Source organism: Streptomyces sp. NPDC048604 (genome assembly GCF_043199435.1).
Lineage (GTDB): Bacteria > Actinomycetota > Actinomycetes > Streptomycetales > Streptomycetaceae > Streptomyces.
On sequence record NZ_JBICVX010000005.1, the window covers coordinates 147,049 to 170,998 of the forward strand.

Here is a 23,950-nt window from a genome sequence, read left to right on the forward strand (position 1 = left end):
CGGGGCCCAGGGACGCCGCCGGGCGCCTGCCTGGGGGCCCAGGCCCGGGGGCCTACGCCTGGGTCGGGGCCGGGGCGTCGACCGGGGTGCTCTGGGCCGGGATCTCCGGCAGCGTGGACCCGCCGAACTCGTACGCGCGCAGCTTGCGCCACACCGCGTCCGCGCCCTGCTCGTAGAGCGCGAAGGACCGGCAGGTCCAGGCCGCCTCGAAGCCGGCCAGCTCCTCGTAGGCGCGGTCCATCGCCTCGTCCGCGATGCCGTGCGCGACGGTGACGTGCGGGTGGTACGGGAACTGCAGCTCGCGCACCAGCGGCCCGGTCTCGTCGCGCAGCAGCTGCTGGAGCCGGGTGCACTCCGGCGCGCCCTCGGCCAGCGTGACGTACACGACCGGGGAGAGCGGGCGGAACGTTCCGGTGCCCGCGAGCCGCATCGGGAACGGCAGGCCGGCGGCGGCCACCCGGGCGAGGTGCGCCTCGATCTCCGGCAGCCGCTCGACGGCCGCCTCGGTCGGCGGGACGAGGGTGACGTGCGTGGGGATGCCGTGCGCGGCGGGATCCCCGAAGCCCGCGCGCCGCTCCTGGAGCAGGCTGCCGTAGGGCTCCGGGACCGCGATCGAAACGCCGAGCGTTACGGTCCCCACGTCGTTCTCCTCCGTCGAGTGATGGTTCGGGCGGGTGGTGCAGCGCCAGTGTGCGGCCTGCACCGCCCTCAAGGCCAGGGTCCTTGGACTCAGTGCTTGGCGGGCAGGAAGCCCACCCGCTCGTAGGTCTGCGCCAGGGTCTCCGCGGCGACCGCCCGGGCCTTCTCCGCGCCCTTGGCCAGGACAGAGTCCAGCGTCTCCGGGTCGTCCAGGTATTCCTGGGTCCGGGTCCGGAACGGAGTGACGAAGTCCACCATCACCTCGGCGAGGTCGGTCTTCAGCGCGCCGTACATCTTGCCCTCGTAGCTCGTCTCCAGGTCGGCGACGCTGGTGCCGGTGAGGGTGGACAGGATGGAGAGCAGGTTGGAGACGCCCGGCTTGTTCTCCATGTCGAAGCGGATCACGGTGTCGGTGTCGGTGACGGCGCTCTTGACCTTCTTCGCGGTGGTCTTCGGCTCGTCGAGCAGGTTGATCAGACCCTTCGGCGTGGACGCCGACTTGCTCATCTTGATCGACGGGTCCTGGAGGTCGTAGATCTTCCCGGTCTCCTTGAGGATGTACGGCGCCGGGATCGTGAACGTGTCCCCGAAGCGGCCGTTGAAGCGCTCCGCGAGGTCACGGGTCAGCTCGATGTGCTGGCGCTGGTCCTCGCCGACCGGGACCTGGTCGGCCTGGTAGAGGAGGATGTCGGCGACCTGGAGGATCGGGTACGTGAACAGGCCGACGGTGGCCCGGTCCGCGCCCTGCTTGGACGACTTGTCCTTGAACTGGGTCATCCGCGAGGCCTCGCCGAAGCCGGTGAGGCAGTTCATCACCCAGCCGAGCTGCGCGTGCTCGGGCACATGGCTCTGGACGAAGAGGGTGCAGCGCTCCGGGTCCAGGCCGGCGGCGAGGAGCTGGGCCACGGCCAGCCGGGTGTTGGCCCGCAGCTCGGCCGGGTCCTGCGGCACGGTGATCGCGTGCAGGTCGACGACCATGTAGAACGCGTCGTGGGTCTCCTGCAGGGCGACCCACTGACGGACCGCGCCGAGGTAGTTGCCGAGGTGGAACGAGCCTGCGGTGGGCTGGATTCCGGAGAGCACACGAGGACGAGGAGAGGCCATGCTCATCATTCTCTCAGGTGCCGTCGGCGTTCTTGACAAGCCCGGGACGGGCGGCTGCGCACCCGCCCCGGGCCGCCTGCCGCGTCAGACCGGGAGCCCCGGCGCCGGGTACGCGGCCATCAGCTCGGCGACCTCCGCGCGGATCGCCGCCAGCGCCTCCTCGTCGCCCTTCGCGGCCGCCGCGACGCCGCGGTCGATCCACTCGGCGACCTGCGCCATGTGCTCGACGCCCAGACCGCGGGAGGTCAGCGACGGGGTGCCGATGCGGACGCCGGACGGGTCGAAGGGCTTGCGCGGGTCGTACGGGACCGTGTTGTAGTTCACGACGATGCCCGCGCGGTCCAGCGCCTTCGCGGCCACCTTGCCCGGGACGTCCTTGGGGGTGAGGTCCATCAGGATCAGATGGTTGTCCGTGCCGCCGGACACCAGGTCGAAGCCGCGCGCGAGCAGCGCCTCGGCGAGCGCCTTCGCGTTGGCGACGACGGCCTCGGCGTACGTCCGGAAGGACGGCTGGGCGGCCTCCTTCAGGGCGACGGCGATCGCGGCCGTGGTCTGGTTGTGCGGTCCCCCCTGGAGGCCGGGGAAGACGGCCTTGTCGACGGCCTTGGCGTGCTCCTCGCGGCACATCAGCATCGCGCCGCGCGGACCGCGCAGGGTCTTGTGCGTGGTCGTGGAGATCACGTCCGCGTACGGCACGGGCGACGGGTGGGCGCCGCCCGCGATCAGGCCGGCGATGTGGGCGATGTCGGCGACCAGCACCGCGCCCGCCTCCTGGGCGATCTCGCCGAAGGCCGCGAAGTCGATGGTGCGGGGCAGCGCCGTGCCGCCGCAGAAGATGACCTTCGGGCGCTCCTTCATGGCCAGCTCGCGCACCTGGTCGAAGTCGATCAGCCCGTCGTCCTGGCGGACGCCGTACTGCACGCCGCGGAACCACTTGCCGGTGGCGGAGACGCCCCAGCCGTGGGTGAGGTGGCCGCCCATCGGCAGGGCCATGCCCATGACGGTGTCGCCGGGCTGGGCGAAGGCGAGGTAGACGGCCAGGTTGGCCGGGGAGCCGGAGTACGGCTGCACGTTGGCGTGGTCGACGCCGAAGACGCTCCGCGCGCGTTCGATCGCCAGGCTCTCCACCTGGTCGATGTTCTGCTGGCCCTCGTAGTACCGGCGGCCCGGGTAGCCCTCGCTGTACTTGTTCTGCAGGACGGTGCCGGACGCCTCGAGGACGGCCTGGGAGACGTAGTTCTCGCTGGGGATCAGGCGCAGCGTGTCGGCCTGGAGCTGCTCCTCGGCGTGGACCAGCGCGGCCAGCTCGGGATCGGCGGCGGTGAGGGCGGGGTGGCGGGGCTGCTCGGCGGTCATGGCGTGCCTCCGGGGTTCGGCGGATCCCGGGGCGCGGCTCGTACCTCGGGCTGCGCCGCACGGGACGGTCGTAGGTCCCGTGATGCCCAGGCGGGCGGCATCTCGTGTGGTTGCCGCGCACGGCTCCCCCGGGGTCGCTTCCCCGTGCGCCAGTCGCCGTGCGTGTTTCCAGACTAGCGGGCGCGTCGTCACCGAGGTTTCCCCGTCCATCATCCGAGCGACGATAGAAACAGGGCTCACACCCGCCCCTGGCCGCAGAACGAACGGAGACCCCGTGTCGAGAACGCAAGACGCGATCGCTTCCGCGGAGGCGCACAGCGCGCACAACTACCATCCGCTGCCCGTGGTCGTCGCCTCAGCCGAAGGCGCCTGGCTCACGGACGTCGAGGGGCGCCGCTACCTCGACATGCTGGCCGGCTACTCGGCGCTGAACTTCGGGCACGGCAACCGCCGGCTGCTCGACGCGGCCCGGGCGCAGCTGGAGCGGGTGACACTCACCTCGCGGGCGTTCCACCACGACCGGTTCGCCGAGTTCTGCGGGCAGCTCGCGGAGCTGTGCGGCAAGGACATGGTGCTGCCGATGAACACCGGCGCGGAGGCGGTCGAGACCGCCGTGAAGACCGCCCGGAAGTGGGGCTACGAGGTGAAGGGCGTGCCCGACGGGCACGCGAAGATCGTGGTCGCGGCCAACAACTTCCACGGCCGGACGACGACCATCGTCAGCTTCTCCACGGACCACGAGGCCCGCGACCACTACGGCCCGTACACGCCGGGCTTCGAGATCGTCCCGTACGGCGACCTGACGGCGATGGAGAACGCGGTCACCGCCCACACGGTCGCCGTGCTCCTGGAGCCGATCCAGGGCGAGGCCGGGGTGCTGGTGCCGCCGGCCGGCTATCTGCAGGGCGTCCGGGAGCTGACCCGGCGCAAGAACGTGCTGTTCATGGCGGACGAGATCCAGTCGGGTCTGGGCCGTACGGGCCGGACGTTCGCCTGCGAGCACGAGGGCGTCGTGCCGGACGTGTACATCCTCGGCAAGGCGCTGGGCGGCGGCGTGGTGCCGGTGTCGGCGGTGGTCGCGGACCGGGACGTGCTCGGGGTGTTCAGGCCCGGCGAGCACGGCTCGACCTTCGGCGGGAACCCGCTGGCCTGCGCGGTGGCCCTGGAGGTGATCGCGATGCTGCGCAGCGGCGAGTACCAGCAGCGCGCGGCGGAGCTGGGCGAGCATCTGCACGCCGAGCTGAACCTGCTGGTCGGCGGGGGCGCGGTGGAGGCCGTGCGGGGCCGCGGGCTGTGGGCGGGCGTGGACATCGCGCCGGCGCGCGGCACCGGCCGGGAGATCTCGGAGAAGCTGATGGAGCGCGGGGTCCTGGTGAAGGACACCCACGGCTCGACGATCCGGATCGCCCCGCCGCTGGTGATTTCCAAGGAGGACCTGGACTGGGGTCTGGAGCAGCTGCGGGCGGTCCTGTCGGACTGACGGCGGCGGCGCCGTGCCCGGGGCGTACGGCCCCGGGCACGGTGCTGTGCCGTGCTGTGCCGTCCTGTGCCGTGTCTAGAGGATCACGTGCGGCAGGAAGCGGGCGTAGCCGTCGGTGACCAGGCCCGCCGACTCGCGGATGCCGAGCCCGGCCGCCTCGTCCCGGACGACCCACGCGCCGAGCACCACCCGGTTGCCGTCGAAGTCCGGCAGCGGGGCCAACTGCTGGTAGCAGCAGGGTTCGTCGCGCAGGGCCGGGGACTCGCCCGCCTCGTGCAGGGTGACGCCGGCGCCCTCGCGGCCGAGCAGCGGCTTCGCCGCCCAGCCGGTGGTGGTGGCCAGCTCGCGCGGGCCGTCGACGTACGCGGGCAGCAGGTTCGGGTGGCCGGGGTACAGCTCCCAGAGGATCGCAAGGAGCGCCTTGTTGGAGAGCAGCATCTTCCAGGCCGGCTCGATCCAGCAGGTGGAGCCGGAGCCGCCGCCGTTGTCGAGGGTGTCCAGGACGTGCGGGCCGAAGCGGTCCGTGGTCAACCACTCCCACGGGTAGAGCTTGAAGCAGCTCCGAATAAACTTCAGCCGATCATCCACGAACCGCCCGGACAGCCGGTCCCAGCCGATCCGTTCGACGGACAGCGCCTCGGTGTCGAGCCCGGCCTGCTCGGCGGTCTCGCGCAGATACGCGACCGTCATCAGGTCCTCGCCGAGCTCGTCGCCGTCCGAGTGCACGAAGTGCACCGGGCCGGGCGGCAGCAGGTGCGCCTGCGCCTTCCAGGCGTCGACCAGGCGCTCGTGGAGCGAGTTCCACTGGTCGGCGCCGGGGAACAGCTCCTCCATCCAGAACCACTGGGGGCTGGCGGCCTCGACGAGGGAGGTCGGGGTGTCGGCGTTGTACTCCAGCAGCTTCGCCGGGCCGGTCCCGTCGTAGTGCAGGTCGAACCGGCCGTACAGGGACGGCAGTTCGGCCCGCCGCCGCCAGGACTCGGCGACCCGCTCGACAACCTGGGGGTCGGTGATGCCCAGATCGGCGAAACGGTCCTGCGCCACGATGTGCTCGGCCGCGGCGAGGCTCATGGCGTGCAGTTCCTCCACGACCTCCTCCAGCGCCTCGACCTCGGGCAGCGTGAACGAGTAGTACGCGCTCTCGTCCCAGTACGGCCGAAGCGATCCGTCCGGGTAGCGGGTCAGCGGGTAGACGACGCCCTGCTCCTCGACGATCTGCTGCCAGCCGGGGCGGGGTTCGATGGTGTGCCGTCGCATGACGTGACCGGTTCCGCTCAGCCGCCGCTGGAGCCGGAGCAGCCGAAGCCGCCGCTGGACACGGCGCTCTTGTTGGTGCTGCCGCCGCTCATCGTGCCGTCGCTGTCGACGCTGCCGCCGTAGTAGTAGGTGCCCCTGGTGGTGTGGCCGCCGCTGCTCTTGCACTCGTAGCTGGGCAGCTGCTTGCGGCTCACCGGGTCCATGCACCGCTTGTCCGGCTCGCTGGAGCAGGCGGTGATCGTCGCCGCGAGCACTCCCATCCCGCCGAGTATGACCGTGCTCGACCTCAGCTTGCGCATAACGCGTCCTCCCCGTTCGTCCTTCGTCGTGCCGCGCGCGGCCCTTGGGCCTTACTACGCGACCGCACAGTTTAGGACGCCCCTTCCTGGCCGTCAGGCGGCGGCCCCGGCGACTTCACGGCTCCTCCACGGCCGGTGCCGGTTCCCCGCGAATCGCCCGCGCCCCGGGCTCATTCTCCCGGCAGCACCCGGCACAGCGCCTCCAGCGCCCCCGGCCAGGCGCTGTCGGTCGGGGTGCCGTAGCCGACGACCAGGCCCTCCCGGGTGCGCGGCGCCGAGGGGTGGCGGAACGCGTCGATGCCGAGCACGGACAGGCCGTGCCAGGCCGCCGAGCGCAGCACCGCCTGCTCGGTCCCGAGCGGCAGCGGCAGCACCGCGTGCAGCCCGGCCGCGATACCGCTCACCTCCATGCCCGGCGCCCGCTCCGCCAGCGCCGCCACCAGCTGGTCGCGCCGCCGCCGGTAGCGCACCCGCATCGCCCGTACGTGCCGGTCGTACGCCCCGGACTCCAGGAGGTCCGCGAACGTCAGCTGGTCGAGCGCCCCGCAGAGCACGTCCACGTGCCCCTTCGCCGCCGCGACCTCGTCGACCAGCGCCGGCGGCAGCACCATCCACCCGAGCCGCAGCGCCGGCGCCAGCGACTTGCTCGCGGTGCCCAGATAGACCACCCGCTCCGGGTCCAGGCCCTGCAACGCGCCCACCTGCTGCCGGTCGTAGCGGAACTCCCCGTCGTAGTCGTCCTCCAGGACGAGCCCGCCGGTGGTCCGCGCCCAGTCGACCGCCGCCGCCCGCCGGTCCGGGGGCAGCGCCCCGCCGAGCGGGAACTGGTGCGCCGGGGTCATCAGCACCGCGCCGGCGCCCTTGAGCGCGGCCAACTCCTCGGTGCGGGTGCCCCGTTCGTCGCAGCCCAGGGGCGGCAGCCGCAGGCCGGCCCCGGCCAGCAGGTCCCGGTGCACGTCGAGCCCGTACGACTCGACCGCCACCTCCCGCACCCGGTGCGCCCGCAGCACCCGGCCCATCAGCATCAGGCCGTGCGCGAAACCGGAACAGATCACGATCCGCTCCGGGCTCGCGTACACGCCGCGGGCCCGCGCCAGGTACCCGGCGAGGGCGGTGCGCAGTTCGATCCGGCCGCGCGGATCGCCGTACCCGAAGGCCTCGTTGGGCGCGGCGGTCAGCGCCCGGCGGGCCGCCTTCAGCCACTCGGCGCGCGGGAACGACGCCAGGTCGGGCGTGCCGGGCTTGAGATCGTGCCGCGGCCCGCCCTGCGCCCGGCGCCGCGGCGCGCCGGAAGCCGCCGCGGCCGCCGGGCCTCGGCGGGGCTCGGCCCGCTGTGCGACCCGCGTGCCGGAGCCCTGACGGGCGGTCAGCCAGCCCTCGGCGACCAGGTCGGCGTAGGCGTCGGCGACGGTGTTCCGGGCGACCCCGAGGTCCGCCGCGAGCTGCCGCGAGGACGGCAGCCGGGTACCCGGCGTCAGCCGGCCGGAGCGCACCGCCTCGCGCAGCGCGTCCATCAGGCCGGTGCGCAGCCCGGCCGCACCGCCCAGGTCCAGGTGCAGGTCGGCCCCGAAAGTGGCCCACTCGTTCGCCATGAGAATGGACCATACCGCTGTGCCACAGGGCTCGTACGGTGAGAACCATGACGCACACGAACACCCCGGGCGCGGAGCCCGCCCCGTACGCCCACGAGCACACCCCCCGGCTCGACCTCGCCGCGCGGCACCCGGAGTTCTACCGGGCGATGCTGCGGCTGGAGGCGGCCGCCGCGAAGGACGTCGACCCCACGCTCTACCACCTGATCAAGATCCGGGCCTCGCAGGTCAACCACTGCGCCTTCTGCCTCGACATGCACGCCAAGGACGCGCTCGCGGAGGGCGAGTCGGTCGAGCGGATCGTGCAGCTGACCGCCTGGGAGGAGTCGCGGCACTTCTACACCGAGAAGGAGGCCGCCGCCCTCGAACTGACCGAGGCCGTCACCGTCCTCACCGACGGCTTCGTCCCGGACGACGTGTACGAGCGGGCGGCGAAGCACTTCGAGGAGGACGAGCTGGCCCGCGTGATCGCCGCGATCGTCGCCATCAACGCCTGGAACCGCATCGGCGTGACCACCCGCATGGTCCCCGGTCACTACACGCCGGGGGCGTACAAGAAGTGAGCGAGGCCGCACGGACACTGCGCGCGCTGCACCGGGACCGGGCGCCCGGCGACCCGCTGGTACTGCCCGGCCCGTGGGACGCGGCGAGCGCCCGCGCCTTCGAGGCGGCCGGGTTCCCCGCGCTGGCCACCCCCAGCGCCGGGATCGCCGCCTCGCTGGGGTACGAGGACGGCAGCACGCCCGCCGAGGAGATGTTCGCCCAGGTCGCGCGGATCGTCCGCGCGGTGTCCGTCCCGGTCACGGCGGACATGGAGGGCGGATACGGGCTGGCCCCGGAGGAACTCGTCGGGCGGGTCCTGGAGACCGGCGCGGTCGGCGTGAATCTGGAGGACTCCGACGGCCGCACCATGAACGACCCGCACGCGCACGCCGACTGGCTGGCGGCGGTGCGGGCGGCGGCCGGGGACGCGCTCTTCGTCAACGCGCGCGTCGACGTCTATCTGCGCGGTGTGCCCGAGCCCGCGGCCGCGGCCCTGGAGCGGGCCCTGCTGTACGCGGCGGCGGGCGCGGACGGGATCTACCCGATCGGCGCGCCGCCGCGGGACCTGCCGGGGCTGCGGGCCGGGCTCGGCGACGGGCCGCCGCTCAATCACTACGCCGGGCCGGGCGCCCCGCCTTTCGCGGAGCTGGGCCGGCTCGGCGCGGGCCGGATCACCTTCGGGCCCGGGCTGCTGCTGCGCACCCTCGGCCATGTCCGGGAACTGGCCGAGGAGTTGCGCGGGGCATGACCCGACGGGGTCAGGCGTCGTCGTCGGCGGGCTCGTCCGCGACGCGGAGCATGGCCACCCACAGCGGCGTCAGCCAGTGCAGCGCGACGGCGGCCAGCAGCAGCGGGACGAGGGCCCCGTCGGGCCGTACCCCGGCGAACTCGGTGACCACGACGGCGGCGATCGCCCCCACCGCCAGCAGCACGCCGGTGACGCGGTGGGCGATCGACCGCACCCGGTCCCGCTCCACGAGCTGCCGCTCGTCGAGCATCCGGCCGCGCAGCTCGAACAGCCCGCGGGTGGCCCCGTTGATCGCGCCGGTGGCCACCGCCCACGGCAGCAGCAGGACGAGGAGGGCGATCCCGCCCCAGAGTCCCTGCCAGAACACCCCGGCGGCGAGCCCGGCGAGCGTCAGCGCGATGTGCGCTCCGGCCACCGCCCGGCGGCGGGCCGCCGTGGCGTACAGGGGCTGGGCCCTGCGGTCGTTCATCACGGCGTACATGCGCCGGTCGTAGCGCGTGGCGTCGGTCATCACTGCTTCCTCCCGTAGACCTCTGCGGAGAGCGGCTGGAACGGCTCCAGGGAGAACAGCGCCTCCACCGGCAGCTCGAAGTAGGCGGCCACTTTCAGGGCCAGGTCGAGACTCGGGTTGTACTGGCCGCGCTCGATGTAGCCGATGGTCTGGTAGTGGACGCCCACTGCCTCGGCGAGTGCCTGCCGCGACACCTTCCGCTCGGCCCTGACGGCCGAGAGCCTGTTGTGCACCTGCTCGCTCATGTATAAGAAGTACTACATCCGAGAGTAGATCCACAACTCCTGCGGCCATGAAAAAACACCGCACCCCCGGCCGAAGTACCGGCCGGGGGTGCGGTGTTACGTCAGAGGCAGGCGCCTGCGGGTGGCGTGGCTCAGATGAGGCCCAGCCCGCGGACCGCGTCGCGCTCCTCGGTGAGCTCCTTCACCGAGGCGTCGATGCGGGCGCGGGAGAAGGCGTTGATGTCCAGGCCCTGGACGATCTCGTACTTGCCGTCCTTGCAGGTGACCGGGAAGGAGGAGATCAGGCCCTCCGGGACGCCGTAGGAGCCGTCCGACGGGATGCCCATGGAGGTCCAGTTGCCCTCGGCGGTGCCGTTGACCCAGGTGTGGACGTGGTCGATGGCGGCGTTCGCGGCCGAGGCGGCGGAGGACGCGCCACGGGCCTCGATGATCGCGGCGCCGCGCTTGGCGACGGTCGGGATGAAGTCGTCGGCCAGCCACGCCTCGTCGCCCACGACCTCGGCGGCGTTCTTGCCGGCGATCTCCGCGTGGAAGATGTCCGGGTACTGGGTGGCCGAGTGGTTGCCCCAGATGGTGAGGCGCTTGATGTCCTCGACCGAGGCGCCGGTCTTCTGGGCCAGCTGCGTCAGCGCGCGGTTGTGGTCCAGGCGGGTCATCGCGGTGAAGCGCTCGGCCGGGACGTCCGGGGCGGACTGCTGGGCGATCAGCGCGTTGGTGTTGGCCGGGTTGCCGACGACCAGGACCTTGATGTCGTCCGCGGCGTGGGCGTTGATGGCCTGGCCCTGCGGCTTGAAGATGCCGCCGTTGGCGGCGAGCAGGTCGCCGCGCTCCATGCCCTTGGTGCGCGGGCGGGCGCCCACGAGCAGGGCCACGTTGGCGCCCTCGAAGCCCTTGTTCGGGTCGTCGAAGATGTCGATGCCCTTGAGCAGCGGGAAGGCGCAGTCGTCGAGCTCCATGGCGGTGCCCTCGGCGGCCTTGACGCCCTGCGGGATCTCGAGGAGGCGCAGCTTGACCGGCACGTCCGCGCCGAGCAGGTGGCCCGAGGCGATGCGGAAGAGCAGCGCGTAGCCGATCTGACCGGCGGCGCCGGTCACGGTGACATTCACGGGAGTGCGGGTCATGGCGATCTCCGTAAGACAGCTGGCGGTGGGGGTCCCTGCCCCTGATCCTGGATGCCTCCCCTGATCGACGATCGATCACACGAGCGATCGGTGTCTCGACGTGAAGAGATATCCAGCGGTCAGGCTATCGGACCCCGGCGCGCTCAACCCCCCTCACCCTTGTGGTGCGGCTCACTGCCACCCGTCCGTGGCGGCCGCGCCGAGCGCCGGCGCGCACGGGACGCCGCGGCGTCACCCTCCGCCGAGATCGGCGAGGAGGACGACGGCGGTGACGACGAGCAGCGCGCCCACGACGCCGGCGAGGAGGACGAGGAGGTGATGACGGGCCGCGGGGGAGGCCGTCCGGGCCCGGGACGGCCCCGGACGGTTGGGCGCCGCCGTCGGCTCGCCGTACGGCGCCTCACCGGCCCGCTGCCACAGGGTCAGGAGCCGGCCGGTGTCCGCCCCGGCGGCCTCGGCGAGGGCGAGGACCGCGGCGCGGGGCGGGTGGGCCCGCCCGTCCACGTACCGCTCCCATGCGGCCCTGTCGTGGCCGGTGCGGTCCGCGACCGTGTCGAGGCTCAGCCCGCTGCGGTCCACGAGCCGGCCCAGCAGAGCGGTGAACTCCCTGATCCGCGGGTCCATGGGCGACAGGATGGCAGGCCGGCGCGGACGACGTACCGGAATGGTCACTTCCGTGCCACAGCGCGCTACAGACCTTGATCGGCCATTGGCGCGTACATGACCCTGGATCGCAGACGGCGCCCGTCCTCCCTCGGGGGAGAGGACGGGCGCCGTTCCGTGTGCGAGGCGCTCAGGTGATCGTCAGATGGAGGGCGTCCTCCAGGAACGGGATCTTCAGCCACGGGTCCGGCTGCACCATGAGCGCGAGCAGCACGATGAGCGTGCCCATGACCCCGTACGTGACCATGTCCGTGAACCGGGAGCGGACCGCCAGCATGCCGACGGACGGCAGGATCCGGCGTAGTACGGCCCCGGTGAGCAGGGCCACGCCGACCAGCATCGAGCCGACCCGGAACGACTGCGCGAACAGGTCCGTGCCGACGATCAGCAGCCCGAGCGCGGCGAGCCCCAGCACGGTCAGAAGCGGCCACTGCCGGGCGGGCGCCGACGCGTCGCCGGGGGCGGCACGGCCGCCGCCCTCGGGACGCGCGGTGTCCCTGGTGACGGACGGCGGCCGCCGCGAGCGGTGCGCGGCGGTGACGGGGGCATCGGCGTCGCCGGCGGCGGCCTCGGCCGCGTCCGGCTGTGCCTCCGCCGTGCGCTCGGCCGCCGGAGCCTTCCCGGCGTCGGTCGCCTCGGTCGCGTCGGTCGCCGCCGCCTCGGTCTCCGGCGCCTTCCCGGTCTCCGGCTCCGGATCCGTCGGCATCGGGGTCGCGCCCTTCATGTCAGTGCGCCGCGGCCGCGGCCGCGCGCTCCGCCGCCTCGACCACGTTCACGAGCAGCAGCGCCCGCGTCATCGGGCCGACGCCGCCCGGGTTCGGGGAGATCCAGCCGGCGACCTCGGACACGCCCGGGTCCACGTCGCCGACGATCTTGCCCTCGCCGTTGCGCGAGACGCCGACGTCCAGGACGGCCGCGCCCGGCTTCACGTCCTCCGGCTTGATCAGGTGCGGTACGCCCGCGGCGGCGACGATGATGTCCGCCCGGCGCAGGTGCGCGGCCAGGTCCTTCGTCCCGGTGTGGCACTGCGTCACGGTCGCGTTCTCCGAGCGGCGGGTGAGCAGCAGCGGCATCGGGCGGCCGATGGTGACGCCGCGGCCTACGACCACGACCTCGGCGCCGCGGATCTCCACGCCGTGCCGGCGCAGCAGCTGGATGATGCCGTTCGGGGTGCAGGGCAGCGGCGCCGGCTCGTTCAGGACGAGGCGGCCGAGGTTGGTCGGGTGCAGACCGTCGGCGTCCTTCTCCGGGTCCATGAGCTCCAGGACGCGGTTCTCGTCGATGCCCTTCGGGAGCGGCAGCTGCACGATGTAACCGGTGCAGGCCGGGTCCTCGTTGAGCTCGCGGACGACCGCCTCGATCTCCTCCTGGGTGGCGGTGGCGGGCAGTTCGCGCTGGATGGACGCGAGGCCGACCTCCGCGCAGTCGCGGTGCTTGCCGGCGACGTACTTCTGGCTGCCCGGATCGTCGCCGACCAGGATCGTGCCCAGGCCGGGGGTGAAACCCCGCTCCTTCAGGGCGGCCACCCGGGTGGCCAGCTCGGACTTGATCTCGGCCGCGGTGGCCTTGCCGTCGAGGATCTGCGCGCTCATGCCGCCATCCTCCCGGATGACCCCGCCGATGTACCAATCCGGACATCGGGAGGTGTCGGTCACGTCCGTAAAGACCGGGTTCGCGGTTGCACTCCTGCAACACATCTGCATTCCGGCTGGACAAACTTACACGGCACTTATGACGATGGGGTCCGAACAGTGCCGCGGGCACTGCCGGGGGGCACACCGCAACATCTTGACTTCTGCTGTTTCCTCCTGGCGGCCGCGTCGTCCCCTGCAACGGAGGAAAGACCCCACCATGAGCTTCGGCGACCCGAACAACCCCTACGGGAACCAGCCCCAGCAGGGCGGCCAGCCCGGCTACGGCTACCCGCAGCAGCCGCAGCAGCCGGGCGTGCCGCCCCAGCAGGGCTACGGCTACCCGCAGCAGCCGGCGCAGCCCTACGGCGCCGCCCCGCAGGCGCCGGGCACGCTGCAGGCCAACAACGGCTACATCAACGTCCCGGCCCTCGGCACGGTCCAGGTCGCCACGATGGGCGCGCGCTTCGGTGCGCGTCTGATCGACGGTGTGGCCATCTCCGTCGTCGTCTGGATCCTGATGGCGATCGGTCTCGCCGGCGTCGTCGGCATCGCCGAGACCACCCAGACCTGTGACCCGATGGCCGCGGACTACCAGACCTGCGTGAACGAGCAGGCCGAGGCGGCCGGCGGCATGATCGCCGCGGTCTTCGGCATGCTCGCGATCGTCGCCATCGCCACCATGCTGTACGAGTGGCTGATGATCGCGTTCGTCGGCGCCACGCTCGGCAAGATGGCCCTCGGCCTGCGCGTCATCAAGGAGAACACCGGTCAGAAGCCGGGTCTGGGCGGCGGCTTCATCCGCTGGATCATCCCGATCGTCGGTGCGTTCCTGTGCTACATCGGCGCGATCCTCGTCTTCATCTCGCCGTTCTTCGACAACTCCGGCAAGCTGCAGGGCTGGCACGACCGTGCCGCCGGCACGCTGGTCATCAAGAAGTAACACCGCGTCACGCGCGAAGGCCCGCCGGTCCGTTCGGACCGGCGGGCCTTCGCGCGTTCTGCGTTCGTTTATCGCCGGTTCCTACCCTGACGCCCACGCCTCGGGGAAGGGAAGCGCGCCATGCACAGCATCATCGTGGTGCCCGCACACGCCACGGGCCCGGCGGGCCAGCTGCGGCTGGCGCCCGGCGAGCGGCTCCACTTCGGCCGGGTCGCCCCCTCCTGCGGACGCCCGCACCTGGAGCTGGCGCACCCCGGGGTGTCCCGTACCGCGGGCGAGATCACGGCCACCGGGACGTACTGGTCGCTCAGCAACTTCAGCGGCGGCGCGACGTACGTGGTGGAGAACCCGGAGGGCGCGGGCGAGCACGTGAAGGTCGCGCCGGGGCGCGTCGAGGCGCCGATCCCCTTCGAGTTCGCGCGGGTCGTACTGCCCGCCGGCAGCGAGCTGCTCGACTTCTCCGTCTGGGCCCCGCGCCACGACTACGTCCAGGCGGAGGCGCCCGACTCCGGGGGCGAACCGACCGCGCCGGCCTTCCCGTTGGACCGGAGCAAGCGGTACTTCCTGGTCCTCGCCGCCCTGTGCGAGGCCCGGCTGCGCGGCGAGCCGCACGCGCCGCCGCCCACGGCCGAGGAGGTCTGCACCCGGCTGCGGCCGCTGTGGCCGGCCGTGAACCGGGCGGCGGTGCAGTGGAACATCGACTACCTGGCGGTGAAACTCCGCCTGAAGCCCGGCCCGGACGGCGCCGAGACCGGTCCGCGGCTCAACGGCAAGAAGGAGACCCTGGTGTCCCTGGCGCTCCGCTTCGACCTGGTCCGCGAGGACGACCTGACGGCGCTGGCGGCGCCCGGCGGGGCGCCGCGATGAGCGCGGAGGGGTACGCGGTCACCGTCCCCGAGGGCTACCGGGTCGGGCCCTGGACGGTCGGACGCCCGCTGGGCGCGGGCGCGTTCGGCAGCGTGTACGCGGCGGTCCGGCACGGCGGGTCCGACGGCCTGCCCCCGCGGGCGGCCCTGAAGTTCCTGCCGACCGGCACCCGCACCCCGCGCCAGCTGCGCCATCTGCGGGATCTGGCGGAGCGGGAGGTGGAGCTGCTCGGCCGGCTGCGTTCACCGCGGCTGATCCGGATGTACGAGGCGCTGACCGTCGACGACCCGGAGCACCCGGAGCTGGACGGCGCGACCGTGCTCGTCCTGGAGGAGGCGGAGGAGTCGCTGCAGTCGGCGCTGCCGCGGCTGTCCGCCGCGGACCGGGCGCGGGTGCTGGCGCAGGTCTGCGAGGGCCTGGCCCAACTCCACGGCGCGGGCTGGGTGCACGGCGACCTCAAGCCGGGGAACGTGCTGCTGATGGCGGACGGCTCGGCCCGCCTCGGCGACTTCAGCACGGCGAGCGAGCTGGACGGCACGCACGGGTACTCCCCCGCGTTCGCGACGGCCGACTACACGCCGCCCGAGCTGCTGTGGTCCGAGTTCGGCGAGCAGGGCACCCGGATCCGGCCCACGGCCGACCTGTGGGCCTTCGGCGTCCTCGCCCACGTCGTCCTCACCGGCGGCTTCCCGCTGCCCGGCGGCAGCCCGTCGGCCCGCCGCGACGCCGCCGTCCGCCACGCCCGCGGCGACGAGGAACTCCGCCTCTCCCCCGAACTCCCCGCGCCCTGGCACAACCTCGTCGCCTCCTGCCTCGCCGCCGGCCACGAGCAGCGTGCCCGCCGGGCGGGCAAGGACGCGACGGCGCTGCTGACCCGTGTCCGGGCGGCGGCGGCCGGCCGGCCCGCGCGCCGGTCCCGCCGCCCGCTGCTGGCCGCAGCGGGCGGCGTGCTGGCCCTGGCGGTGGCCGCCCTCGGCGTGACGCTGCTGCCGGAGGAACCGCCGCCCGCGGCCCCGAAGACCGCGGCCGGCTACGAGCGCTGCGCGTTCCGTTCGGTCTGCTTCTTCTCCGGACCGGACGGCGCGGGCGACCTCTGCTCCTGGGACGGCGACGACCCGGACTGGTTCGACGGCCGGACGGACTGCTCCTGGGCCGACAAGAAGAGCCCCCGCTCCGTCTTCAACAACGGCGGACCGGACCCCAACGGCTTCGTCCGGGTCGCCTACTTCGCGAAGGCGGGCCTCCAACAGCGCCTGGGCTGCGTGGAGAAGGGGCACCGCCGGAACCTCCCGGCGTCACCCCGGGTCCTCTCCCACACCTGGGCGAAGAGCTGTTGACGCGGCGACGCGTCAGGCGTAGATGGGACGCCCCAGCTTCATCGTCGGCTCGCCGGACGAGCACTCGCCGCCCCACTTGGCCGAGGTGAGCCCGGTGGTCGCCGGGAAGGTCACCCAGGAGCCGGGGGTCCAGCCGGAGGCGTTGGGGTCGTCGTAGTGGAGGCACCCCGTCACCTGACGGTAGTACGAGCCGTAGTTCACCCACCCCGAGTACCGGATGTGGTCCGCGCCCGTCTGCGGGTTGCCCTTGTTCACCAGCGACCGGACGCCGCTGACGCTCCCGGACCAGTCTCCGACGCGGTCCAGCCTGACCGATCCGGTCAGGCCCGTGCCGGAGTAGGCGCAGAACTCGCCTCGGTTGCAGACGCTGTCCGCGTTGGCCGCGTGCGCGGCGCCCGGCATCGCGAGCACCGCGCCCAGCGCCGCACCGGCGGCCAGCGCGGCCACGGCGCGGCGTCGTGTCGTGTTCCTCATGGTTCCCCCCTGGGGTCGTTCCCGTGTGGACAGGAACGACCGTAGGGAGGCTGCGGCCCGGGGCGTTACTGGGACGTGCGAGGGTGCCCAGGGCCGGCCGTGCGGCGGATCAGTGGAAGAAGTGACGCGTGCCGGTGAAGTACATCGTCGCGCCGGCCTTCTTCGCGGCCTCGATCACCAGCTCGTCGCGGACCGAGCCGCCGGGCTGGACGACCGCCTTCACGCCGGCGTCCAGGAGGATCTCCAGGCCGTCGGGGAAGGGGAAGAACGCGTCGGAGGCGGCGTACGCGTCGCGGGCGCGCTCCTCGCCGGCCCGCTCGACGGCGAGCTTCGCGGAGTCGACGCGGTTGACCTGGCCCATGCCGACGCCGACCGAGGCGCCGTCCTTGGCGAGCAGGATCGCGTTGGACTTGACCGCGCGGCACGCCTTCCAGGCGAAGGCCAGCTCGGCCAGCTCCGCCGGGGTCAGCGCCTCGCCGGTCGCGAGGGTCCAGTTCGCCGGGTCGTCGCCGTCCGCCTGGAGGCGGTCGGTGACCTGGAGCAGCGCGCCGCCGTCGACCGGCTTGACCTCGACCGGGTTCGCCGGGGCGCCGTCGGCCTTGAGCACGCGGATGTTCTTCTTCTTGGCCAGGACCTCCACCGCGCCGTCCTCGTAGCCGGGGGCCACGATGACCTCGGTGAAGATCTCGGCGACCTGCTCGGCCATCGCCACGGAGACCGGGCGGTTGACCGCGATCACGCCGCCGAACGCGGACAGCGGGTCGCAGGCGTGCGCCTTGCGGTGCGCCTCGGCGACGTCGTCGCCGATCGCGATGCCGCACGGGTTGGCGTGCTTGATGATCGCCACGCACGGCTCGGCGTGGTCGTACGCGGCCCGGCGCGCGGCGTCGGTGTCCGTGTAGTTGTTGTACGACATCTCCTTGCCGTGCAGCTGCTCCGCCTCGGCGAGGCCGCCGGTGCCGTCGACGTACAGCGCGGCGCCCTGGTGCGGGTTCTCGCCGTAGCGCAGGACGTTCTTGCGGGCGTACGTGGCGCCGAGGAAGTCGGGGAAGCCCGAGTCGTCGGCGGCGGCATAGTCGTCCGCGAACCAGGACGCGACGGCCACGTCGTACGCGGCGGTGTGCTGGAACGCCTCGGCCGCGAGCCGCTTACGGGCGGTGAGGTCGAAGCCTCCGGCGGCGACCGCGGTGAGGACGTCGGCGTACCGCTCCGGGCTGGTGACGATCGCGACCGACGGGTGGTTCTTGGCGGCGGCGCGGACCATCGACGGGCCGCCGATGTCGATCTGCTCGACGCACTCGTCCGGGGTCGCGCCGGAGGCGACGGTCTCGCGGAACGGGTACAGGTTCACGACCACCAGGTCGAACGGCTCCACGCCCAGCTCGGCGAGCTGCTCGCGGTGCGAGTCGAGGCGCAGGTCGGCGAGGATGCCGGCGTGCACCCGCGGGTGCAGGGTCTTGACGCGGCCGTCCAGGCACTCGGGGAAGCCGGTCAGCTCCTCGACCTTGGTGACCGGGACGCCGGCCGCGGCGATCTTCGAGGCGGTGGAGCCGGTGGAGACGAGCTCGACGCCGGCCTCGTGCAGCCCCTTGGCGAGCTCTTCCAGGCCCGTCTTGTCGTAGACACTGATCAACGCGCGACGGATGGGCTTATTCACCGACATGAACCTTTCGTCCCTCAATGCGGTAGCCGTTGCGGGCGAGACGCCCCACGACCTCGACGAGCAGCGAGCGCTCGACTTCCTTGATGCGCTCGTGGAGAGCGTCACCGCCGTCCAGGTGATCCTCGTCCCGGACCTCGACCACGCCCTGGGCGATGATCGGGCCGGTGTCGACGCCGTCGTCGACGAAGTGGACGGTGCACCCGGTGACCTTCGCGCCGTACGCGAGGGCGTCCCGCACGCCGTGCGCACCGGGAAAACTGGGGAGCAGCGCGGGGTGCGTGTTGACGACCCGGCCGCCGAAACGGGCGAGGAACTCCTTGCCGACGATCTTCATGAAACCGGCCGAGACGACGAGGTCCGGCTCGTACGCGGCCGTGGCCTCGGTCAGCGCACGGTCCCACTCCTCGCGGGTGGCGTGGTCCCTGACCCGGCAGACGAAGGTCGGCAGGCCGGCGCGCTCGGCGCGCTCCAGACCGGCGATGCCGTCGCGGCCGGCGCCCCCCGCGACGATCTCGGCGCCGTACCCCTCGGGGTCGGCGGCGACGGCGTCGAGCAGGGCCTGCAGATTGGTGCCGGACCCGGAGACCAGGACGACAAGGCGGGCGGCAGCCACTGGGTCACTCTTTCCGTGATGTTTGTGCGGTCGTACGAACGAATCGCACCCCTGGATACGGGGAACCCTACGAAGGGGCCGAACGTCAGCAACGATACCGGCACACCGGACGGCCCCCGGGGGACGGGGGCGTGGCCGGGGGGTAGCGTCTGGGGACGAGGGCCGGACGACACGCCCAGCGCCTCGCCGCGACGACAGAGGGAAGACGTTCACCACATGCCGGACCGCCGCCGTACGGAACGCCAGTCCACGGACGACAACAATCCGTTCGCGCCGCCGCCGGAGGGCGCGCCGGACCAGCCCTGGCAGCCGCGGCGACCGGAGGGCGCGGACGACGACGACGCCCCTTCCGGTGACGCCTCGGACTCCTCCGGCCGCTGGAGCAGCCGGCAGCCGGGCCGCTCCTCGGCCGGCTGGGGCCGGCGCCCGGAGGGCGGCCAGGGCGGCGGGCCGGAGGGCCCGCCGGAGGGCCCGGGCCTGCGCTGGGACCCGACGGACCCGGCGCAGCGGCGGGCCCGGTACGCGCTGCTCGCGGGCATGTGGGCGTTCTTCTTCGCGATCTTCAGCCTCTCCCAGCTGGCCCTGCTGCTCGGCGCGCTGGCCCTCTACTGGGGCATCAGCTCGCTGCGCGCCAAGCCGAAGCCCCCGGAGCTGGACGCCCCCCAGGCCGCCGCCACGGCCCAGGCCGCTCGCAAGCCGCAGCGCACGGCGGCGATCAGCGGCCTGGTGACGGCGGTGCTCGCCCTGCTGATCGTGGGCGCGGGCTTCGTCTTCCGCCTGGTCTACAGCGACTACTTCACCTGCGTCGAGGACGCCCTGACGGAGTCCGGCCGCCAGTCCTGCACCCAGCAGCTGCCGGAGCCGTGGCAGAAGCTCTTCGAGGAGAGCAACCGGATCTAGGGCCCGTCCGGCCCGTCGGCCGCCTCGCCCTTGGGCGGGGCGGGCTCGGGTGACGCCGGTTCGGGGGACGGCAGTTCGGTCGGTTGCGCAGGCTCGGGTGACGGGGCATTCAGTGACGCCGGCTCGGGTGACGCCGGCTCCGGTGCGGGTGCATCCGGTGACGGCGGTTCGGGGGACGGGGTCTCCCAGGTCGCCGGGAAGAGGTCGTAGGGCTCGAACGGCTCCTCGGCCAGGGGTTCCGGCTCCACGGCGGTGACGGCGGCCGAGGCCGGTACGGGGGCGGCGTTCCCGGCCGGCTCCGGCGACGCCGTCGGGTCCTCCGCCGCCGTCGCCTCCGCGCGGCGGAACCAGGCCCGTACGCCGAGGGCCACCGGGACGCCGAGGGCCGCGGTCCACAGGGCCGCCGCCGCGCCCGTCGCCCACCACACCGGGCCGAACGCGGCGAGCCGGGCCACGCCCAGCGGCCCGCCGGACGCCGCCGCGAGCAGCGCCGTCACCACCCCGCACAGGCCCGCGGCCTGCAGCGCCGTCCACGTCGTGGCCCGCGCCGTCCAGGTCGTCGCCACCCGTCCCGTACGCCGGCCCAGCGCCACGCCCGCCGCCAGCGGCACCGCCACCGAGAGCCAGTGCGCCCACATCGTGGGGCCCGGCTGCGGCAGCGCCGCGAGCAGCGGGAAGGTCGGGACGGCGGGGGCGCCCATGACGACGTACGGGCTCGCCACCGCGCCCGCGCCCAGCATCACGCCCGGCCCGAGGCCGTACGCCGCGCCCCACACCGCCGCGTCCGGGACCAGCACCACGATCAGCAGCGCCACCGCGAGCCGCCCGGACCACTCGCCCGCCAGGTGTGTGTACGCGTCGGCGACCGCCGCGGCGTGCCACACCAGCGAGACCGCGACCAGCACCGCGCCCCCGGCCAGCAGCGTCAGCAGTCCCACCGCCGCCGACCGCAGCGCCACCCCGGCCCGCGGCACCCGCCGGGCCAGCGGCGCGATCGTCCGGCCGCTCGCCGTCCACGCGCCCGCGCCCGCGGCGGCGAGCGTCACCCCGGGCAGCCAGAACGCCGCCGCGAGCGGGTCCGCGGGGAACGGGCCGCCCGCCGCGTACAGCACCACCGCCGCGCCCACCAGCAGATAACCGCCCGTCACCGCGCCCACCGCGCCCGCCGCCGCCAGCCTGGGCCGGCCGTCCTCCTGCTCCATCGCGTCCCGCGCCGCCCGGTGCGCCAGCCAGCCCGGCAGCGCCACGAGCAGCAGCGGCGCGATCCCGAGCGGCGCGGGCACGCCGGTGAGGGTGTCGGTGCGGACCAGGTCCACGCCGTGCGCGAGCAGCCACAGGCCCGCGGCCACGTGCAGCGCCCCGCCGGGGCCGCTGTCGGGGTACGGCGAACTGATCCACAGCACGGTGACCAGCACCGCGAGCGCGCCCAGGCCCAGCCCGGCGGCGACGCCGCCGCGCACGACGGCGCTGACGAGGACGGCGGAACGAGCGCCGCGGACAAGGGCGTCGGTCGCGGGCGCAGTGCCCTGCTCGGTGAGGTGGGTCACCCGCCCCATGCTGCCAACGACACGCGCTTTTGCGGCGTAACAGGCAATAGTCCGTTGTGTCGTTCAAGATACATTTATGTGTTTTTACGGCCAGTTCAGCGCTCCGGGAGGTCGTCGTCCATGAGCCAGGGCACCGCACCCTCCTCCTCCGGCTCCCTGCCCTCCCCCAAGGAACGCCGCAGGCTGCGCGAGGCGAAGGCGCTGACCGAGGACCAGGTCGCCGAAGCGGTGGGGGTCACCCGGGCGACCGTCCGCTCCTGGGAGACCGGCCGTTCGAGCCCGCGCGGGCGCAAGCGGGATGCGTACGTGAGGCTGCTCGGCGTGGAGGCGCCCGAGCCCCCGAAGCGCGCCCGGAAGACCCCCACGCGCCCGGCGACCCACCCCCGGACGTCCCCGCCCGCGGCCCAGCCCGAGGAGGCCGTCGTCCGCGCGCCCGAGCCCGTACGCGCCGAGACGGAGCCGGAGCCCGTACAGGCCGCCGCGCCCGCACCCGCGCCGGAGGTCGTAGCGGCGCTGGAGGCGGCCGCCGGGGCTCCTGAGGCTCCTCAGACCCCTGAGCGTCCCGCGGCTCCCCGGACGCCCGAGGAGCCGTCGCCCGTCCTCACCCCCGAGGGCGCGTTCGACGACCTCTACGTGTACGCCGCGCCCGGGCTCGTGCACCAGACGTACCTGCTCACCGGGCGCCGCCGGCTCTCCCGGGAGGCCGTGGAGCGCGCGTTCCACCACGCGTGGCAGCACTGGCCCCGGGTCGCCGTCGACCGGGACCCGGTCGGGTGGGTTCGGGCGGCTGCGTACGAGTACGCGCTCTCGCCCTGGCACCGGCTGCGCCGCGCCCACCGGCACCCCGACGCCCCGCCCACCGAGGCGGGCCGCCGGGCGATCCTGGAGGCCCTCCTTGAGCTGCCGCCGCCGTACCGCCGCACCGTGCTGCTGTACGACGGCCTCGGCCTGGACCTGCCCGAGACGGCCGCCGAGACCGAGGCGAGCACCCCGGCGGCGGCGAACCGCCTCATCTACGCCCGCGAGTCCATCGGCCGCAGGATCCCCGAACTGGCCGATCCGGACGTGCTGCACGAAACGCTGCGCACGCTGGTGGCGGAGGCGCCGACGGTCTCCCTCGCGCCCGCGCACTCGGTGCGCACCGGCAGCGAGCGCCACACGCGGCTGTTGACCCGCTCGACGTTCATCCTGACCGCCGCGGTGGTCGGCGCGACGGCGTTCACGCTGCACACCGCGCCCACCGAGTACCTGCCGGAGGTCGCCCCGGGCCAGGCCGTCGAGGGGGTGCCGCTGCGCGGCGGCCCGGAGCAGCTGAACGCGGAGGACGAGCAGCTGCGCGACGCGTTGCGCTCGCAGCCGCACCACGGCCCCGAGCGGCTGGTGCCGCTGAGCCACTGAGCCGTGAGCCGCTGAGCCGTGAGCCACTGAGCCGCTGACGCGCCGGGCATGCGCGTGGGCCCCGCCCCCGGAGTACCGGGAGCGGGGCCCACCTGTGCGGTCGGACCGTGGTGCGTCAGCCCGCGAGGATGGCGCGCGCCAGCTTGGCGGTCTCGGTCGGCGTCTTGCCGACCTTGACGCCGGCGGCCTCGAGGGCCTCCTTCTTCGCCTGCGCGGTGCCGGAGGAGCCGGAGACGATGGCGCCGGCGTGGCCCATGGTCTTGCCCTCGGGCGCGGTGAAGCCCGCGACGTAGCCGACGACCGGCTTGGTGACGTGCTTGGCGATGTAGTCCGCCGCACGCTCCTCGGCGTCGCCGCCGATCTCGCCGATCATGACGATCAGGTCGGTGTCGGGGTCCGCCTCGAACGCCTCCAGGGCGTCGATGTGCGTGGTGCCGATGACCGGGTCGCCACCGATGCCGACGGCGGAGGAGAAGCCGATGTCACGGAGCTCGTACATCATCTGGTACGTCAGCGTGCCGGACTTCGAGACCAGGCCGATGCGGCCCGGCTTCGTGATGTCGCCCGGGATGATGCCGGCGTTGGACTGGCCCGGGGTGATGAGACCGGGGCAGTTCGGGCCGATGATGCGGGTCTTGTTGCCCTTCGACTGCGCGTACGCCCAGAAGGCGGCGGAGTCGTGGACGGCGATGCCCTCGGTGATGACGACGGCGAGCGGGATCTCGGCGTCGATCGCCTCGACCACGGCGGCCTTGGCGAAGGCCGGCGGCACGAAGAGGACGGAGACGTTGGCGCCCGTCTTCTCCATCGCCTCGGCGACGGTGCCGAAGACCGGGACCTCGGTGCCGTCGAAGTCGACGGTCGTGCCGGCCTTGCGCGGGTTCACGCCGCCGACGATGTTGGTGCCGTCACCCAGCATGAGCTTGGTGTGCTTCATGCCCGTGGCACCGGTCATGCCCTGGACGATGACCTTGCTGTCCTTGGTGAGGAAGATAGCCATGGTGTGCTTGACCTCGTCC

The 23,950-nt window shown here is 73.3% G+C and carries 25 protein-coding genes and 1 riboswitch; of the genes, 8 read left to right on the forward strand and 17 right to left on the reverse strand.

Annotation, left to right across the window (positions count from 1 at the left end; translation table 11 throughout):
- Positions 1–52: 52 nt before the first annotated feature.
- The 3 genes from ACGFMM_RS12385 to glyA all read right to left on the reverse strand — a co-directional run bounded on the left by ACGFMM_RS12385 (position 53) and on the right by glyA (position 3,099).
- Positions 53–640: a 2'-5' RNA ligase family protein gene (locus tag ACGFMM_RS12385; RefSeq protein WP_393645772.1), complete on the reverse strand. Its 588-nt coding sequence runs from the start codon at positions 638–640 to the stop codon at positions 53–55.
- Positions 641–729: 89 nt separating this feature from the next.
- The gene (gene trpS, locus ACGFMM_RS12390; protein WP_393645773.1) at positions 730–1,743 is read right to left on the reverse strand and encodes a tryptophan--tRNA ligase; all 1,014 of its coding nucleotides are present in this window, start codon (positions 1,741–1,743) and stop codon (positions 730–732) included.
- Positions 1,744–1,827: 84 nt separating this feature from the next.
- On the reverse strand, positions 1,828–3,099 hold the full coding sequence (gene glyA, locus ACGFMM_RS12395; RefSeq protein ID WP_393645774.1) for a serine hydroxymethyltransferase: 1,272 nt from the start codon (positions 3,097–3,099) through the stop codon (positions 1,828–1,830).
- Between the two features lie 77 nt (positions 3,100–3,176).
- A riboswitch (ZMP/ZTP riboswitch) is annotated at positions 3,177–3,266 on the reverse strand.
- Between the two features lie 107 nt (positions 3,267–3,373).
- Between glyA and rocD the strand changes: the two genes are divergently transcribed.
- Positions 3,374–4,579 carry an ornithine--oxo-acid transaminase gene (gene rocD, locus ACGFMM_RS12400; protein WP_393645775.1) on the forward strand — a complete coding sequence of 402 codons (1,206 nt, stop codon included), beginning with the start codon at positions 3,374–3,376 and terminating at the stop codon, positions 4,577–4,579.
- A gap of 75 nt (positions 4,580–4,654) precedes the next feature.
- Here rocD and ACGFMM_RS12405 read toward each other — a convergent pair whose 3' ends face one another.
- The 3 genes from ACGFMM_RS12405 to ACGFMM_RS12415 all read right to left on the reverse strand — a co-directional run bounded on the left by ACGFMM_RS12405 (position 4,655) and on the right by ACGFMM_RS12415 (position 7,727).
- The gene (locus ACGFMM_RS12405; protein WP_393645776.1) at positions 4,655–5,836 is read right to left on the reverse strand and encodes a glutathionylspermidine synthase family protein; all 1,182 of its coding nucleotides are present in this window, start codon (positions 5,834–5,836) and stop codon (positions 4,655–4,657) included.
- A 17-nt stretch (positions 5,837–5,853) separates the two neighbouring features.
- Positions 5,854–6,135, reverse strand: coding sequence for a hypothetical protein (locus ACGFMM_RS12410; RefSeq protein ID WP_393645777.1), 282 nt, complete (start codon positions 6,133–6,135; stop codon positions 5,854–5,856).
- 170 nt (positions 6,136–6,305) lie between these two features.
- A complete protein-coding gene (locus ACGFMM_RS12415) occupies positions 6,306–7,727 on the reverse strand; it encodes a PLP-dependent aminotransferase family protein (protein ID WP_393645779.1) in 1,422 nt (473 codons plus the stop codon).
- Between the two features lie 47 nt (positions 7,728–7,774).
- Between ACGFMM_RS12415 and ACGFMM_RS12420 the strand changes: the two genes are divergently transcribed.
- Together ACGFMM_RS12420 and ACGFMM_RS12425 are read left to right on the forward strand one after the other, a co-directional pair.
- Positions 7,775–8,290 (forward strand): carboxymuconolactone decarboxylase family protein, encoded by a 516-nt coding sequence (locus ACGFMM_RS12420; RefSeq protein WP_393645780.1) that lies wholly within the window; start codon positions 7,775–7,777, stop codon positions 8,288–8,290.
- Positions 8,287–9,018, forward strand: a complete 732-nt coding sequence (locus tag ACGFMM_RS12425) for an isocitrate lyase/phosphoenolpyruvate mutase family protein (RefSeq protein WP_393645781.1) — start codon at positions 8,287–8,289, stop codon at positions 9,016–9,018. Before ACGFMM_RS12420 ends, ACGFMM_RS12425 begins: the two co-directional genes overlap by 4 nt.
- 10 nt (positions 9,019–9,028) lie before the next feature.
- Here ACGFMM_RS12425 and ACGFMM_RS12430 read toward each other — a convergent pair whose 3' ends face one another.
- From ACGFMM_RS12430 to ACGFMM_RS12455, 6 genes are all read right to left on the reverse strand, one after another.
- A complete protein-coding gene (locus ACGFMM_RS12430) occupies positions 9,029–9,529 on the reverse strand; it encodes a hypothetical protein (RefSeq protein WP_393645782.1) in 501 nt (166 codons plus the stop codon).
- Positions 9,529–9,774: a helix-turn-helix transcriptional regulator gene (locus ACGFMM_RS12435; RefSeq protein WP_393645783.1), complete on the reverse strand. Its 246-nt coding sequence runs from the start codon at positions 9,772–9,774 to the stop codon at positions 9,529–9,531. Before ACGFMM_RS12435 ends, ACGFMM_RS12430 begins: the two co-directional genes overlap by 1 nt.
- Positions 9,775–9,905: 131 nt before the next feature.
- Complete coding sequence (locus ACGFMM_RS12440; RefSeq protein WP_393645784.1) at positions 9,906–10,895, reverse strand: malate dehydrogenase; 990 nt, start codon at positions 10,893–10,895, stop codon at positions 9,906–9,908.
- A gap of 231 nt (positions 10,896–11,126) precedes the next feature.
- Entirely contained in the window at positions 11,127–11,519 is a 393-nt protein-coding gene (locus ACGFMM_RS12445) for a helix-turn-helix domain-containing protein (protein ID WP_393645785.1), read from the reverse strand.
- A gap of 169 nt (positions 11,520–11,688) precedes the next feature.
- Positions 11,689–12,264, reverse strand: coding sequence for a DUF3017 domain-containing protein (locus tag ACGFMM_RS12450; protein WP_393645786.1), 576 nt, complete (start codon positions 12,262–12,264; stop codon positions 11,689–11,691).
- 19 nt (positions 12,265–12,283) lie between these two features.
- Entirely contained in the window at positions 12,284–13,150 is an 867-nt protein-coding gene (locus ACGFMM_RS12455) for a bifunctional methylenetetrahydrofolate dehydrogenase/methenyltetrahydrofolate cyclohydrolase (RefSeq protein ID WP_393645787.1), read from the reverse strand.
- A 259-nt stretch (positions 13,151–13,409) separates the two neighbouring features.
- Between ACGFMM_RS12455 and ACGFMM_RS12460 the strand changes: the two genes are divergently transcribed.
- The 3 genes from ACGFMM_RS12460 (at position 13,410) to ACGFMM_RS12470 (ending at position 16,336) form a co-directional block, all read left to right on the forward strand.
- Positions 13,410–14,132, forward strand: coding sequence for an RDD family protein (locus ACGFMM_RS12460; protein ID WP_393645788.1), 723 nt, complete (start codon positions 13,410–13,412; stop codon positions 14,130–14,132).
- A 120-nt stretch (positions 14,133–14,252) separates the two neighbouring features.
- Complete coding sequence (locus ACGFMM_RS12465) at positions 14,253–14,999, forward strand: FHA domain-containing protein (RefSeq protein WP_393645789.1); 747 nt, start codon at positions 14,253–14,255, stop codon at positions 14,997–14,999.
- Positions 14,996–16,336, forward strand: coding sequence for a serine/threonine-protein kinase (locus ACGFMM_RS12470; protein ID WP_393645790.1), 1,341 nt, complete (start codon positions 14,996–14,998; stop codon positions 16,334–16,336). Before ACGFMM_RS12465 ends, ACGFMM_RS12470 begins: the two co-directional genes overlap by 4 nt.
- Before the next feature lie 12 nt (positions 16,337–16,348).
- Here ACGFMM_RS12470 and ACGFMM_RS12475 read toward each other — a convergent pair whose 3' ends face one another.
- From ACGFMM_RS12475 to purN, 3 genes are all read right to left on the reverse strand, one after another.
- Positions 16,349–16,810: a hypothetical protein gene (locus ACGFMM_RS12475; RefSeq protein WP_393645791.1), complete on the reverse strand. Its 462-nt coding sequence runs from the start codon at positions 16,808–16,810 to the stop codon at positions 16,349–16,351.
- A 109-nt stretch (positions 16,811–16,919) separates the two neighbouring features.
- Entirely contained in the window at positions 16,920–18,473 is a 1,554-nt protein-coding gene (gene purH, locus ACGFMM_RS12480; RefSeq protein WP_393645792.1) for a bifunctional phosphoribosylaminoimidazolecarboxamide formyltransferase/IMP cyclohydrolase, read from the reverse strand.
- The gene (gene purN, locus ACGFMM_RS12485; protein WP_393645793.1) at positions 18,460–19,086 is read right to left on the reverse strand and encodes a phosphoribosylglycinamide formyltransferase; all 627 of its coding nucleotides are present in this window, start codon (positions 19,084–19,086) and stop codon (positions 18,460–18,462) included. Before purN ends, purH begins: the two co-directional genes overlap by 14 nt.
- A 216-nt stretch (positions 19,087–19,302) precedes the next feature.
- On the opposite strand from purN, the gene ACGFMM_RS12490 reads away from it, so the two are divergent.
- Complete coding sequence (locus ACGFMM_RS12490) at positions 19,303–19,986, forward strand: hypothetical protein (RefSeq protein ID WP_393645794.1); 684 nt, start codon at positions 19,303–19,305, stop codon at positions 19,984–19,986.
- On the opposite strand, the gene ACGFMM_RS12495 is transcribed toward ACGFMM_RS12490, so the two are convergent.
- On the reverse strand, positions 19,983–21,542 hold the full coding sequence (locus ACGFMM_RS12495) for a DUF6350 family protein (RefSeq protein ID WP_393645795.1): 1,560 nt from the start codon (positions 21,540–21,542) through the stop codon (positions 19,983–19,985). The genes ACGFMM_RS12490 and ACGFMM_RS12495 overlap by 4 nt on opposite strands.
- A 111-nt stretch (positions 21,543–21,653) precedes the next feature.
- Between ACGFMM_RS12495 and ACGFMM_RS12500 the strand changes: the two genes are divergently transcribed.
- Positions 21,654–22,931: a sigma factor-like helix-turn-helix DNA-binding protein gene (locus tag ACGFMM_RS12500; protein WP_393645797.1), complete on the forward strand. Its 1,278-nt coding sequence runs from the start codon at positions 21,654–21,656 to the stop codon at positions 22,929–22,931.
- A 115-nt stretch (positions 22,932–23,046) separates the two neighbouring features.
- Here ACGFMM_RS12500 and sucD read toward each other — a convergent pair whose 3' ends face one another.
- Positions 23,047–23,931, reverse strand: a complete 885-nt coding sequence (gene sucD / locus ACGFMM_RS12505; protein ID WP_393645799.1) for a succinate--CoA ligase subunit alpha — start codon at positions 23,929–23,931, stop codon at positions 23,047–23,049.
- Positions 23,932–23,950 lie beyond the last annotated feature (19 nt).

What these genes read in the sequence shown, in the direction of transcription:
- trpS (WP_393645773.1), bottom strand. Translation starts at nt 1,743, where the DNA reads ATGGCCTCTCCTCGTCCTCGTGTGCTCTCCGGAATCCAGCCCACCGCA.
- sucD (WP_393645799.1), bottom strand. Translation starts at nt 23,931, where the DNA reads ATGGCTATCTTCCTCACCAAGGACAGCAAGGTCATCGTCCAGGGCATG.
- ACGFMM_RS12465 (WP_393645789.1), top strand. Translation starts at nt 14,253, where the DNA reads ATGCACAGCATCATCGTGGTGCCCGCACACGCCACGGGCCCGGCGGGC.
- ACGFMM_RS12495 (WP_393645795.1), bottom strand. Translation starts at nt 21,542, where the DNA reads ATGGGGCGGGTGACCCACCTCACCGAGCAGGGCACTGCGCCCGCGACC.
- ACGFMM_RS12470 (WP_393645790.1), top strand. Translation starts at nt 14,996, where the DNA reads ATGAGCGCGGAGGGGTACGCGGTCACCGTCCCCGAGGGCTACCGGGTC.
- ACGFMM_RS12420 (WP_393645780.1), top strand. Translation starts at nt 7,775, where the DNA reads ATGACGCACACGAACACCCCGGGCGCGGAGCCCGCCCCGTACGCCCAC.
- ACGFMM_RS12410 (WP_393645777.1), bottom strand. Translation starts at nt 6,135, where the DNA reads ATGCGCAAGCTGAGGTCGAGCACGGTCATACTCGGCGGGATGGGAGTG.
- ACGFMM_RS12415 (WP_393645779.1), bottom strand. Translation starts at nt 7,727, where the DNA reads ATGGCGAACGAGTGGGCCACTTTCGGGGCCGACCTGCACCTGGACCTG.
- ACGFMM_RS12490 (WP_393645794.1), top strand. Translation starts at nt 19,303, where the DNA reads ATGCCGGACCGCCGCCGTACGGAACGCCAGTCCACGGACGACAACAAT.
- glyA (WP_393645774.1), bottom strand. Translation starts at nt 3,099, where the DNA reads ATGACCGCCGAGCAGCCCCGCCACCCCGCCCTCACCGCCGCCGATCCC.
- ACGFMM_RS12460 (WP_393645788.1), top strand. Translation starts at nt 13,410, where the DNA reads ATGAGCTTCGGCGACCCGAACAACCCCTACGGGAACCAGCCCCAGCAG.
- ACGFMM_RS12500 (WP_393645797.1), top strand. Translation starts at nt 21,654, where the DNA reads ATGAGCCAGGGCACCGCACCCTCCTCCTCCGGCTCCCTGCCCTCCCCC.
- ACGFMM_RS12435 (WP_393645783.1), bottom strand. Translation starts at nt 9,774, where the DNA reads ATGAGCGAGCAGGTGCACAACAGGCTCTCGGCCGTCAGGGCCGAGCGG.
- ACGFMM_RS12430 (WP_393645782.1), bottom strand. Translation starts at nt 9,529, where the DNA reads ATGACCGACGCCACGCGCTACGACCGGCGCATGTACGCCGTGATGAAC.
- ACGFMM_RS12445 (WP_393645785.1), bottom strand. Translation starts at nt 11,519, where the DNA reads ATGGACCCGCGGATCAGGGAGTTCACCGCTCTGCTGGGCCGGCTCGTG.
- ACGFMM_RS12440 (WP_393645784.1), bottom strand. Translation starts at nt 10,895, where the DNA reads ATGACCCGCACTCCCGTGAATGTCACCGTGACCGGCGCCGCCGGTCAG.
- ACGFMM_RS12450 (WP_393645786.1), bottom strand. Translation starts at nt 12,264, where the DNA reads ATGCCGACGGATCCGGAGCCGGAGACCGGGAAGGCGCCGGAGACCGAG.
- ACGFMM_RS12405 (WP_393645776.1), bottom strand. Translation starts at nt 5,836, where the DNA reads ATGCGACGGCACACCATCGAACCCCGCCCCGGCTGGCAGCAGATCGTC.
- purH (WP_393645792.1), bottom strand. Translation starts at nt 18,473, where the DNA reads ATGTCGGTGAATAAGCCCATCCGTCGCGCGTTGATCAGTGTCTACGAC.
- ACGFMM_RS12475 (WP_393645791.1), bottom strand. Translation starts at nt 16,810, where the DNA reads ATGAGGAACACGACACGACGCCGCGCCGTGGCCGCGCTGGCCGCCGGT.
- ACGFMM_RS12455 (WP_393645787.1), bottom strand. Translation starts at nt 13,150, where the DNA reads ATGAGCGCGCAGATCCTCGACGGCAAGGCCACCGCGGCCGAGATCAAG.